Below are 11,900 nucleotides of genomic sequence, written 5' to 3' on the forward strand. Positions count from 1 at the left end.
TCCAAGTGACTCGCCGTAAGGGCGAAACCAATAGCCGCCCTCACCGAAGAACCGGATATTCACCCAATCCCAATCCCAATCCCAATCCCAATCCACCACCAAAACCCAAGCCATACACAAACCTGTCATCTACCCCATGCATGCTCTACCCACCAGAGACGCCGACGCGCCTGCACCTGGAATCCAGAACTTTCTTCTCGGGCCAATGGTCACTTAATGTGAACACGCCCCAGGCACTTTGTTTTCGGACTATTGAGTGGTGATCGAGATGGAAAGTATCAATCTATTGCTCGGTGAGGCTCTGAGCCCGTACCAGGTAACGTTGACCCCCTCGGGCGCCCACGGCGAATGCCTGGTGACACTGAAGAGCACAACCGGCGCCATCGTGGTTGAGCGGGAGTTCAATCAGGCCCAGTTGAACGACAAACGTCTGCTCACGGATGTGGTCGACGGCTTGCATCGCGATCTGATGATTGCCGAAGGACGCCTGGAACCCTGCGTTATCGCGGCATTGCGCAACGCTGCACAAGACAAGGTTTTGGCCAGCCGTAATTGAATTGTCTTTTGTGGGAACCTTCCTCGACCAAGGTCAGTCAGAGCATGTAACAGCAGGATCAAGCATTGTGCTCCGGTGCTTGTAGTCGTGCTGCCACTGGTCTCTTTGTAGACCACGTTTAACCCCGAGATGTCTCCCCACTTCTCGGGGTTTCTTTTTGCCCGCGATTTGTCATTCCAGCGCCTGTTGCTCGAAATACTTCCTGGATTCCTCCAGATAGGCATCGCGACTTTCCGGGTCGAGCCACGCGGCGTACGCCTCGCTCAAGCGATCGTGGGGCATTTTGCGCAGCAATTGATTGATCTCGACAATCGCCTGCCGGCCTTTGGGCGTGTCGGTGCAGCCGATGTAACCGGACAAGAATTTCTCGGCGCCGCGAATCGGGTAGAACTGCAATTCATCCTCGGCGATCCCTTGCTGTTGGGCCTGATAGCGGATTTCCGGGCGGTAGCCCAACAGCAGCCGCAAGCGCCCCAGGCGTTGCATCTGCAACAGGCTGCCCAAGGCGTCGTTGCCGTAGTGCGGGGTCAGCGAGTCAGGTGGTGCCTGTTTGAGCAGCGCGTCGAGGTAATCACCGTAGTTACGCTCGGCGATAATGCCCAGCTTCTCGCCGCCGCTCGCCAGGAAGGCCGCCAGGTCCAGTTCACCGTCCTGGATGAAGGGGGCAAGCGTCTCACGGTCTACGCGCCTTACGGCCACGCCGTTACTCATGGCCCGAAACACCGGAATCGAAAACGCGATCCAGCGTTCGCGTTCCTTGCTCCGGTTCAGCGCCGCATCGCAGGTAAGGGACGGCTCGTGGAGCATTTGCAAGGCGCGAGCACGGTTGACTCGCATCAAGGTGTGTTCGTATTGCGGCATGTCGGCGATCAACAGCGGCAACAGTTGGTCGATGACGCCCAGGCCCTTTTTCGGTCCTTCGAAAATCGTCAGCGGTGGCAGATCCCGCAACAGCCAGATCATGGTTTCCTTGGGCTGCGCCATCGCCGACGAGGTCGGACCGATGAGCAAGGCTATCGCCGCGAGCGCGCACATCACCCTCCTGCCGTGCGACAGGCAGTCTGTGATGAGCAGCGAAAGCAGGCGTTTCAGCTTAGATGGCCCCGTCTTCACGCAGCTTTGCGATCTGTTCCTTGTCGTAGCCAAGATCGTTGAGTACCTGCGCATTGTGTTCGCCCAACTGCGGCCCGACCCATTGCGAACTGCCGGGTGTCTCTGAGAGTTTCGGCACAATTCCCGGCATCTTGAAATCTTTGCCGTCCGGCAGCTTTGCCTTCAGGAACATTTCCCGAGCCAGGTACTGCGGATCACTGAACATATCTTCGGCGCTGAAGATCCGGCTGGCGGGGACGTCGGCCTGATTCAACTGCTCGATGACGGTGTCCAGCGGCAGCGCATTGACCCAGCGATCAATCACCCCATAAATCTCGTCGCGACGGCTGTCACGCCCGTCATTGCTGGCCAGCGCCGGGTCGTTGGCCAGGTCTTCGCGGCCGATGATCAGCATGAATCGCTTGAAAATCGCATCGCCATTGGCGCCGATCTGTACATGTTTGCCGTCGGCGCTGGTGTGGATCGAGGAGGGTGTGATGCCGGGCATGATGTTGCCGGTGCGTTCGCGAATGAAACCGAACACGTCGAACTCCGGGACCATGCTTTCCATCATGGCGAAGATCGCTTCGTACAGCGCCACATCCACCACTTGACCCTGGCCGCCATTGACCTCGCGATGACGCAAAGCCATCAGCGCACCGATCACGCCCCAGAGCGCCGCAATCGAGTCGCCGATGGAAATCCCGGTGCGTACCGGCGGTCGATCCTCAAACCCGGTGATGTAGCGCAGGCCGCCCATGGATTCACCGACCGCACCAAAACCCGGTTGATCCTTCATGGGCCCGGTCTGGCCGAAACCCGAAAGGCGCACCATCACCAGTTTCGGGTTCAGTGCGTGCAAGACGTCCCAGCCCAGACCGAGCTTTTCCAGCACGCCGGGGCGAAAATTCTCGATGAGGATGTCCGCTTCACCGAGCAACTTTTTCAGGATCGCCAGGCCGTCCGGGTGTTTCAGGTTCAAGGTCAGGGACTTTTTGTTGCGTGCCTGAACGAACCACCACAGTGACGTGCCTTCATACAACTTGCGCCATTTGCGCAACGGATCACCACCGTCGGGGGATTCGATCTTGATGACCTCGGCACCGAATTCGCCGCAAATGCGCGAGGCAAACGGCCCGGCGATCAACGTGCCCAATTCGATGACTTTCAGACCTGAGAGGGGTTTGGCGGTGAACGGCATGCTGGATCCTGTAGGACAAAGGCTTGGCTGATAGAGCGTTTTAGCACAGCCCGCCGTCAGTCGCTCAAGGTTGATGGCCGCGAAGCCTGCCGCATCGGTTAGACTTGCCGCCTTTCCACGTATCAAGAAGCCCGTTCATGGCCCAGCCGTCCACGACCTACAAGTTTGAACTGAACCTTACCGACCTCGACCGCAGCGTTTACGAGACGGTGAAGCAGACCATCGCCCGTCACCCTTCGGAAACCGAAGAGCGCATGACTGTGCGGCTGCTGGCCTACGCCTTCTGGTACAACGAGCAGCTGTCGTTTGGCCGTGGTCTGTCAGACGTGGATGAACCCGCCCTGTGGGAAAAGAGCCTGGATGATCGCGTACTGCACTGGATCGAAGTCGGTCAGCCAGACGCCGACCGCCTGACGTGGTGCTCGCGTCGCACCGAACGCACCAGCCTGCTGGCCTACGGCAGCTTGCGCGTCTGGGAAACCAAAGTGATCCCGGCGATCAAGAACCTGAAAAACGTGCACATCGCTGCTGTGCCGCAGGAAGTTCTGGAAACCCTGGCCAAAGACATGCCGCGCGTTATCAAGTGGGACGTGATGATCAGCGAAGGGACGATTTTCGTCACCGACGACCGTGGTCAGCACGAAGTCCAGTTGCAGTGGCTGAGCGGCGAACGCGGCTGATTTTTCGCCACGTCATCCGGTTTTATCCTACGTATTCAAGAGAAGTACCTGTCACCCCATGCGCATCGAACCTCGCCTGTTGCCCGACACCCTGCCATTCCTCGGTGACCTGCCGCCGCTGCTAACCCGTCTGTACGCGGCGCGGGGCGTGGTTTCAGAGGCTGAACTGGACAAGAGCCTGGCGCGGCTGATTCCGTTCCAGCAGCTCAAGGGCATCGATGCCGCGGTGGATTTGCTGGTGACCGCGCTGGAGCAGCGTCAGCGGATTCTGATTGTCGGCGACTTCGACGCCGACGGCGCGACGGCCAGTACCGTGGGCATGTTGGGCCTGCGACTGCTGGGCGCGGCTCACGTTGATTATCTGGTGCCGAACCGCTTCGAGTATGGCTACGGCCTTACGCCTGAAATCGTTGAGGTGGCGCTGACCCGCACGCCGCAGTTGCTGATCACCGTGGACAACGGCATCTCCAGCGTTGAAGGCGTGGCGGCGGCGAAAAAGGCTGGCCTCAACGTGCTGGTCACCGACCACCACTTGCCGGGCGATGAATTGCCGCTGGCCGATGCCATCGTCAATCCCAACCAGCCGGGCTGCGGGTTTCCGAGCAAGGCACTGGCCGGCGTCGGGGTGATTTTCTACGTGCTGATGGCCCTGCGCGCACGCCTGCGCAGCCTCGGCTGGTACGAGAGCAAGCCGCAGCCGAACATCGGCGAGCTGCTGGACCTGGTGGCCCTCGGCAGCGTCGCCGACGTGGTACCGCTGGACGCCAACAACCGGATTCTCGTCCACCAAGGCCTCGAGCGAATCCGCGCCGGACGTGCGCGGCCGGGGATCAAGGCGATCCTCGAAGTGGCGAAGCGTGATCATGCGCGCATCACGTCCACGGATCTTGGGTTCATTGTCGGCCCGCGCCTGAACGCGGCGGGGCGGCTGGATGACATGAGCCTGGGCATCGAATGCCTGCTCACCGAAGACGCCGGGCTCGCCCGGGAAATGGCTATCCAGCTGGACGGCATGAACCAGGACCGCAAATCCATCGAGCAGGGCATGCAGCGCGAGGCGCTGGCCCAGCTCAAGGATTTGCCGGTGGAATCGATGCCGTTCGGCCTGTGCCTGTTCGATCCCGAGTGGCACCAGGGTGTCATCGGCATCCTCGCCTCGCGTATGAAAGAGCGCTATTTCCGCCCGACCATCGCATTTGCCGATGCAGGCGATGGCATGCTCAAAGGCTCGGGGCGTTCGGTGCAAGGCTTCCATATTCGCGACGCCTTGAGCGTGGTGGCGGCTCAGCACCCAAATTTGATCAGCAAGTACGGCGGCCATGCCATGGCGGCAGGCTTGACCTTGCCGGAAGCGAATTTTCCGCTGTTCGCCGAAGCCTTTGACGCTGAAGTGCGTAGGCAATTGCGCGAGGAGGACCTGACCGGGCGACTGCTGTCGGACGGGACTTTGGCGGTCGAAGAATTTCACCTCGAACTGGCGCGTGCATTGCGGCATGCCGGTCCTTGGGGGCAACACTTCCCGGAGCCGTTGTTCCATGGTGTGTTCCAGTTGGTCGAACAACGGGTTGTTGGTGAACGGCACCTCAAAGTTGTGCTGAGAAGTGAATGCGGTTCGGTGAAGCTGGACGGCATCGCGTTCGGAATCGACCGCGATATCTGGCCGAACCCGACCATCAAATGGGTGGAACTGGCCTACAAGCTCGACCTTAACGAGTTTCGCGGGAATGAGACGGTCCAGTTGATGATTGCCCACATAGAACCGCGTTGACCCCATTCGCGAGCAAGCCCGCTCCCACAGGATCTGCGCAGACCCTGTGGGAGCGGGCTTGCTCGCGAAGCGATTTCCCTCACACCGAATCTCTCGGAACCCTCCCTCAACCGTCAATGTCGACTAGGCTCTAAGCACTGCTTGATTTTCCTTGTGACGTCTTGTCGAATTTTTTGCCCGCGGGGGCGGGTGCTGCACCTTTTTCCTGTCACTCGTCGACTTTCAAACAGAACCCTGGAGCCTGCCCACTGATTCGAGAGGTGCCCCATGAGTCTGCTGCTTGAACCCTATACCCTTCGCCAATTGACCCTGCTCAACCGCATCGCGGTGTCACCGATGTGCCAGTATTCGAGTGTCGATGGCCTGGCCAATGACTGGCACCTGGTTCATCTCGGCAGTCGTGCTGTCGGTGGGGCCGGTCTGGTTTTTACTGAAGCCACGGCGGTGACCGCCGATGGACGCATCACCGCCGAAGACCTCGGTTTGTGGAATGACGAACAGATCGAACCCCTGCAACGCATCACGCGTTTCATCGCCGCTCAAGGCGCTGTCGCCGGTATTCAACTGGCCCACGCCGGGCGCAAGGCCAGCACCCATCGGCCGTGGATCGGCAAGCACGGTAGCGTCAAACCTGAAGATGGCGGCTGGACGCCGGTCGGCCCTTCGCCCATTGCGTTCGACCCACAGCACACACCACCGAAGCAGCTGAATGAGAGTGAAATTGCCGAGGTCATCCAGGCGTTCGTTGATTCAGCGAAACGGGCGCTGATCGCCGGTTTCAAAGTCGTCGAAGTTCACGCGGCTCATGGTTACCTGTTGCATCAATTTCTATCGCCCTTGAGCAATCAGCGACGCGATCAATACGGTAGTTCGTTCGAGAATCGAATTCGGTTGGTGCTGCAAGTCACCGAAGCGGTGCGTGCGGTGTGGCCTGAGGAGTTGCCGGTGTTCGTACGGGTCTCGGCCACCGATTGGGTGGAAGACGGCTGGAATCCGGATGAAACCGTTGAACTGGCGCGTCGCCTCAAAGATTTGGGTGTGGACCTGATCGATGTGTCGTCGGGCGGCACGGCGGTCAACGCGGAAATTCCTACAGGCCCCGGTTATCAAACCCGCTTCGCCGAACGAGTGCGCAAGGAGTCAGGCATCGCCACCGGCACCGTAGGAATGATCACCGAGCCGGCCCAGGCCGAGCACATTCTGCGCACCTGTCAGGCGGACATTATCTTCCTCGCCCGTGAGCTGCTGCGCGACCCGTACTGGCCATTGCATGCGGATGATGATTTGGGTGGACACAAGGCCATCTGGCCGGCGCAGTATCAACGCGCGACGCATCGGGATCAGCCGATTCATGAGTCGGATTTGCGTGACTGAGTGATGCGCTAAAAGCAAAAAGCCCCGATCGATGTGATCGGGGCTTTTGCGTTTCTGTGCAGGGATGTTTGTTGGCTGTTAGGCCATCTTCGCGGGCAAGCCTCGCTCCTACAGGTTAGTGTCGGACGAGGATGATAGGCTCGACATCAACTTGTAGGAGCGAGGCTTGCCCGCGAAAGGGCCCGGCCAGACAACCCTTTAACTTCAGGTGTACTTACGCTTCTCCGGCGCCGGCGGGAAATACTGATACAACCAGGTCTCGCTCAACGTCCGGTCATTGGTGCGAATAAACAACCGTAGCTCCACCGGGGCCACACTGTCATTGGTCGGGAACCAGTCAAAGGTAATCCGGTAGCCCTTGATGTCATCCAGCACCAGCACGTTGAAATCCTTGACCTGGCCGTTGGAGCACGTCACCACCGGTTCGATGCCCGTACCTTGCGGCAAGCGATCCAGCCCGCCGCCAGTGAAGTCCACCGCAAACCGGCGCGCCCAGACTGGCGGGTAATGCTCGCCCGGCGCCCAACCTTCAGTGAAGCCGCCCATGCCCGAACGGGTCGCGTTGACCCGCGCCAGTGGCGTTCCGACCGGCGGCAAAGCGCTCCAGTACAGCTTGTAGCCGTAGTTCAGGGAATCGCCGGCCGCGACCGGTTTCTTCGGAGTCCAGAACGCGACGATGTTATCCAGGGTTTCGCCGGTTGTAGGAATTTCCAACAGATCGATAGAGCCTTCGCCCCACGCGGTTGTAGGTTCTACCCACAGGCTCGGTCGTTTGCTGTACCAGTCGACGGTGTCCTGATAACTGGCGAACTCGTGGTCGGTCTGCACCAGGCCGAAACCTTTCGGGTCGGTGTCGGCGAAGGCATTGAATTGCAGGGTTGCCGGGTTGTTCAGCGGACGGCAGATCCACTCGCCGTTGCCACGCCACATTGCCAGGCGATCCGAATCGTGGATCTGCGGGTGGATGGTGTCGCACATGCGCCGCTCGTGGGTGCCGCAGCTGAACATGCTGGTCATCGGTGCGATGCCCAGTTGTTCGATGGCGGTACGCGCATTGATGTGGGCGTCGACGGCCATGACGACCTGACTGGCCTGGCAATCGATATCGAAACGGTAGGCGCCGGTGGCACTTGGCGAGTCCAGCAGGGCGTAGACCACGAAACGGGTGCTGTCCTTGTCCGGGGTTTCGAACCAGAACTTGGTGAAGTCGGGGAATTCTTCGCGCTTCTTGGCGTAGGTATCGACCGCCAGACCGCGTGCCGACAGGCCGTATTGGCCAGTGGCGTCTACCGCACGGAAATAGCTGGCGCCGAGGAAAGACAGCACGTCGTGCCGGTCCAGTTCCGGGGCCTTGAACAGCTTGAACCCGGAGAAACCCAGATCGCCCGTGAGCTGCTTGGTATCGACCGTGGTGTTTTCATAGTTGAACAGCGAAGGGCGGAAATGCACCTCCCGCGCCTGACGTGTCTTGGGGTCGACGCTGTACATGCGCACCGGCTGCTTGAAACCCATGCCGACGTGAAAAAACTGCACGTCCAGCTGACCTTTCAAATCCTTCCACAGCGAATGATTGCCGTCGTAGCGGATCGCGTTGAAATTTTGTGGGGTCATGGTCGCCAGGGTCGGCGGCAGCACTTGCTTGGTGTCCTGATAGCGGTTGCCGGCAAGTTGCTTGGCCTGGATTTTCAGGGCTTCGAAATCGAACGCCTGTGCCTCGCCGTCAGCCGTGCCATTACCGGCCCAGGCCCGCGCAGCCAACAGGCCGGAGGCAGACAAACCGGTGTAGGCAGCGATGGCCATGGACGCTTTGAGCAAATTCCTGCGGTGCATAAGTACAACCTGTCGTGAACAATCCCGCGCCGTTCCTGGCACGTGCTGGATCAGAAATGGAGGTTCGGACATGCCTTCGGCCAAACGCAACGGACTTTAAACAGATGCCAAATAGCTTAAACCGTTCGGTGGCAGAGCAAAAATGATTGATGGCGTGGCAGTGGCACCGCTATGAAACAAGACATTTCCGGTAAACGTTTCCCACAGAGATTTCTGATTTATGCGGCATTTCTGCTTTTTTTGACTAATTACTCTAAAAACCGCTTTTCAGCGCCAATTTAGTTCCTATTCTATGGGCATAACCGGTTTCTGCCCTCAGGCCGGTGGGATTCAGTTGGCACGAGGTGACCGCTGAAAAAGGGTAGGGCGATGCGGTTTTTGCAGTTTTCTTTTTGACGTAGAGAGGGACATCGTCCATGTCGAAAGTACAAGGCATCACTGAAATGTTGGGGATCTTTCCGTGCCTGGGTATGGGGCGGCGAAGGCGCCGGCTTAATTCCGAGGAGTTGAAGCTGGTGGAGCGGTATCGCGAGTTGTCGGAGAACGACCGGATTGCGATGCGATATCTGGTGGATGCGATGCGCAGTGTTTCGCGGTTTTGAGTAAGAAGCCGAGGGGCGGACTGTGAAGTCTGCCCCTTTTTCATGTGCGCCCGGCATGGGCGCAATCTTGCGGGTGCCGATCAACCGCTGAGGCTTTCTATCAGGCTTTCGAGCGCTTCAGTGATAGTTTCATCCTGCGCCAGTTGCGCTGCTGCAGTCGCTCTGACTTGACGTGCCAAGCGGTATTCACTGGGCGTGCAGTTTGCGAACTGCTTGAAGGCACGAGCGAAGTAGGACGGATCCTTGAAGCCGGCCTCATAGCCGATGCTGGTAATAGGCATCTGGCTGTTGTCGAGCAGTTCTTTGGCGAAGTTCATGCGCTTGTTCAAGATGTAATCCGTGAAGCCAAGTCCATTGGCTTCCTTGAACAGGCGGCTGAAGCGAAATGTCGTCATGCCGCAGCGCTGCGCCAAATCCCTTTGATCGATGCTGTCTCGAAAGTGCTGTTCGATGTACAGCATGACATTGCTCAGCGCCTGGTGTTTTTGGTGCCCTGAGGTCAGCCGGATGCTGTCCGGCAGGGTTGGGGAGTGGTCGATCAGCATCGTCTTGCGCAGGTCGGTCACATTTCGGCGCAGCTCGCAGAGCTGAACTACAGCAGTCAGGTAGCGACTTTTCTCTGTGAGCGAGAGCGGGAGCACCATGTATTCCCAGACGCTGGAACGCATGGCCCAGACGGCCAGTTCCTCTGAGTGCTGCACGGTGAACATGGTGATCGGGATGCCCGGTGTGCTGCGTTTGATCTCCAGCAACAGCCTCAAGCCTGGTGTGTCGGGGCGATCGAAATGCATGCAGATCATGTCCGCCTGTTCCCCGATGGGCAGCGCGGAGTTTTTCGCCAGTTTGCAGTCGCAGGTACCCTCGAACTGTGCGATGAGTTCTTTCGTGGATCGATCATGAGTCAGATCGAACCATAGGAGCGATGGCCTTTTGGTCAAATTGGACGTCATGTCTCTACTCGGCAGGTCTGATTGACTCTCTACTCGCTAGTATTGCCAATACGCCATCACTTTGCAGATTGAATCCTTATAAAAACGACGAATTACAGATCTGTTCGATCTATGTGTTTCCTGGAAGGTTGTCCGGTCCCAGTGTTTGCGGGTGTGTTGTCGACGAACCCGGGTTTAACCACTTGTCGCTTCTGAATCAATGGCAATTGCCGTTGCGTTTCAATGCCTTGTTTACCCCTCTCGCGACTTCTGCAAAGGCCAATGAACCGTATCCGGCCGCTGCGCAAAAAAGTCCTAACGATGTGCAAAATCCTCCTAACGCCTATGCCTGCTTACTGACTAGGGTTGCATCAGGCAGCACAGAAAGTTCTGCCTCAGAAACACAACATTTGAGTGAGGTGGCCAAAATGATCATGCAAACAATCAAGGCTTCGGTAGTGAAGTTCGCCAAAGACGAAGACGGTCTGACCATTGTGGAATACGCGGTGGCCGGCGGATTAATCACGGTAGCTGTTGCCGCAATGTTCACTCTTTTGGGCGGTGCCGTGAACACCAGAATCACAGCGCTGTGCGCTGCGGTCAAAGGCGCTACCTGCTGATGACAGTAACCCACTGTGGTGGGGCGCGGTGATATTCATGGAGCAACCGGTTTTACAGTTTCTCTGATCGACCGGCAACTCAATGAACTTCGCGCAGACCCCGCCAATGTATTTTCTGAGTCGTATGACCGCTGAAACGAGGTACTAAAAAATGAATCTGCAAACAATCAGAACTTCAATTACCAAGTTCGCCAAAGATGAAGATGGCCTGACCATTGTGGAATACGCGGTAGCCGGTGGATTAATTACGGTAGCTGTTGCTGCAATGTTTATTCTTTTAGGTGGCGCCGTGAACACCAGGATCACAGCACTGTGCGCTGCGGTCAAAGGTGCCACCTGCTGATGACAACCACTCGTTGTGGCGGGGGCGCGGTGATATCCATAGAGCAACCAGTTTTACAGTTTCTCTGATAGACCGGGCAACTCAATAGACTTCACGCTGTCCCCGCCAACGTACTTTCTGATCCATATCACGGCTGAAGCGAGGTATACAAAAATGAATCTGCTAACAATCAGAACTTCAATCACCAAGTTCGCCAAAGATGAAGATGGCCTGACAATTGTGGAATACGCCGTGGCCGGTGGATTAGTTACGGTAGCGGTTGCCGCAATGTTTATTCTTTTGGGGGCCGAGGTGAACACCAGGATTACAGCACTTTGCGCAGCGGTCAAAGGTGCTACCTGCTAACGATAATCCCGGTTAGGGGGGGCGCGCCATGTCCATGGAATTGTTGGTAATGACTGTTTTACTGCTAGGACTATTGGGCGTGGCGGTGGTGAGCGATCTGCGTCGCCACCGTATTCCCAACATGCTGGTCCTGTTGGGCCTTGCCCTGGGACTGGGCGGTCAAATGTATTTAGGTGGCGTCAGCGGATTGGGTGACAGCCTGTTGGGCATCCTGGTCTGTTTTGCACTGTTTCTGCCGATGTACGCCTTGGGTGGCATGGCCGCCGGCGACGTCAAGTTAATGGCCATGGTCGGCAGCTTTTTACCCTTCCATTTTGCATTGTGGGCTGCCTTGTTCAGCCTGATAGCCGGTGGCGTGTGCGGTTTTTTGATTGTGCTGTATCGCGGCCAGCTGCTTCAGACCCTGGGACGTTATTGGTTGATTCTGAAGGCGCAGGCCTATCTGGCGCCAACTTCAGATGAAGTAGCCAGCAAGCCTTTCCCTTATTCGATTGCAATCTTGATAGGCACTTTAATCAGCGTCTACTGGCAACTGGTTGCCGGTGGATTCGGAGGCTAGT

At 57.8% G+C, this 11,900-nt stretch carries 13 protein-coding genes; 9 read left to right on the forward strand and 4 right to left on the reverse strand.

Annotated elements, in window-relative coordinates; all coding sequences use genetic code 11:
- The first annotated feature begins 268 nt into the window (after positions 1 to 268).
- Positions 269 to 556: a DUF3509 domain-containing protein gene (locus tag PMI32_RS14145; protein ID WP_008029673.1), complete on the forward strand. Its 288-nt coding sequence runs from the start codon at positions 269 to 271 to the stop codon at positions 554 to 556.
- A gap of 171 nt (positions 557 to 727) precedes the next feature.
- Here PMI32_RS14145 and PMI32_RS14140 read toward each other — a convergent pair whose 3' ends face one another.
- The gene (locus PMI32_RS14140) at positions 728 to 1,591 is read right to left on the reverse strand and encodes a TIGR02285 family protein (RefSeq protein ID WP_008029675.1); all 864 of its coding nucleotides are present in this window, start codon (positions 1,589 to 1,591) and stop codon (positions 728 to 730) included.
- 58 nt (positions 1,592 to 1,649) lie between these two features.
- Positions 1,650 to 2,849 carry a CaiB/BaiF CoA transferase family protein gene (locus tag PMI32_RS14135; RefSeq protein WP_008029677.1) on the reverse strand — a complete coding sequence of 400 codons (1,200 nt, stop codon included), beginning with the start codon at positions 2,847 to 2,849 and terminating at the stop codon, positions 1,650 to 1,652.
- 137 nt (positions 2,850 to 2,986) lie between these two features.
- Here PMI32_RS14135 and PMI32_RS14130 point away from each other — a divergent pair, with 137 nt between their 5' ends.
- The 3 genes from PMI32_RS14130 (at position 2,987) to PMI32_RS14120 (ending at position 6,671) form a co-directional block, all read left to right on the forward strand.
- Complete coding sequence (locus PMI32_RS14130) at positions 2,987 to 3,529, forward strand: YaeQ family protein (protein ID WP_007944886.1); 543 nt, start codon at positions 2,987 to 2,989, stop codon at positions 3,527 to 3,529.
- Between the two features lie 58 nt (positions 3,530 to 3,587).
- Complete coding sequence (gene recJ / locus PMI32_RS14125; protein ID WP_008029678.1) at positions 3,588 to 5,297, forward strand: single-stranded-DNA-specific exonuclease RecJ; 1,710 nt, start codon at positions 3,588 to 3,590, stop codon at positions 5,295 to 5,297.
- A 267-nt stretch (positions 5,298 to 5,564) separates the two neighbouring features.
- Positions 5,565 to 6,671, forward strand: coding sequence for an NADH:flavin oxidoreductase/NADH oxidase (locus PMI32_RS14120; protein WP_008029680.1), 1,107 nt, complete (start codon positions 5,565 to 5,567; stop codon positions 6,669 to 6,671).
- Between the two features lie 204 nt (positions 6,672 to 6,875).
- Here the strand turns inward: PMI32_RS14120 and PMI32_RS14115 are convergent, their stop codons facing one another.
- On the reverse strand, positions 6,876 to 8,501 hold the full coding sequence (locus PMI32_RS14115; RefSeq protein ID WP_008029682.1) for a glucan biosynthesis protein D: 1,626 nt from the start codon (positions 8,499 to 8,501) through the stop codon (positions 6,876 to 6,878).
- Positions 8,502 to 8,917: 416 nt separating this feature from the next.
- Between PMI32_RS14115 and PMI32_RS14110 the strand changes: the two genes are divergently transcribed.
- Positions 8,918 to 9,103 (forward strand): hypothetical protein, encoded by a 186-nt coding sequence (locus tag PMI32_RS14110; RefSeq protein WP_008029684.1) that lies wholly within the window; start codon positions 8,918 to 8,920, stop codon positions 9,101 to 9,103.
- Between the two features lie 80 nt (positions 9,104 to 9,183).
- Here PMI32_RS14110 and PMI32_RS14105 read toward each other — a convergent pair whose 3' ends face one another.
- Positions 9,184 to 10,053 (reverse strand): response regulator transcription factor, encoded by an 870-nt coding sequence (locus tag PMI32_RS14105; protein ID WP_008029686.1) that lies wholly within the window; start codon positions 10,051 to 10,053, stop codon positions 9,184 to 9,186.
- A gap of 407 nt (positions 10,054 to 10,460) precedes the next feature.
- Here PMI32_RS14105 and PMI32_RS14100 point away from each other — a divergent pair, with 407 nt between their 5' ends.
- The 4 genes from PMI32_RS14100 (at position 10,461) to PMI32_RS14085 (ending at position 11,899) form a co-directional block, all read left to right on the forward strand.
- On the forward strand, positions 10,461 to 10,652 hold the full coding sequence (locus PMI32_RS14100) for a Flp family type IVb pilin (RefSeq protein WP_008029688.1): 192 nt from the start codon (positions 10,461 to 10,463) through the stop codon (positions 10,650 to 10,652).
- A 151-nt stretch (positions 10,653 to 10,803) separates the two neighbouring features.
- Positions 10,804 to 10,995, forward strand: coding sequence for a Flp family type IVb pilin (locus PMI32_RS14095; RefSeq protein WP_008029690.1), 192 nt, complete (start codon positions 10,804 to 10,806; stop codon positions 10,993 to 10,995).
- Between the two features lie 153 nt (positions 10,996 to 11,148).
- Positions 11,149 to 11,340: a Flp family type IVb pilin gene (locus PMI32_RS14090; RefSeq protein WP_008029692.1), complete on the forward strand. Its 192-nt coding sequence runs from the start codon at positions 11,149 to 11,151 to the stop codon at positions 11,338 to 11,340.
- Positions 11,341 to 11,368: 28 nt separating this feature from the next.
- Positions 11,369 to 11,899: an A24 family peptidase gene (locus PMI32_RS14085; protein WP_008029694.1), complete on the forward strand. Its 531-nt coding sequence runs from the start codon at positions 11,369 to 11,371 to the stop codon at positions 11,897 to 11,899.
- Position 11,900 lies beyond the last annotated feature (1 nt).

This window comes from Pseudomonas sp. GM60, assembly GCF_000282415.1.
Classification (GTDB): domain Bacteria; phylum Pseudomonadota; class Gammaproteobacteria; order Pseudomonadales; family Pseudomonadaceae; genus Aquipseudomonas; species Aquipseudomonas migulae.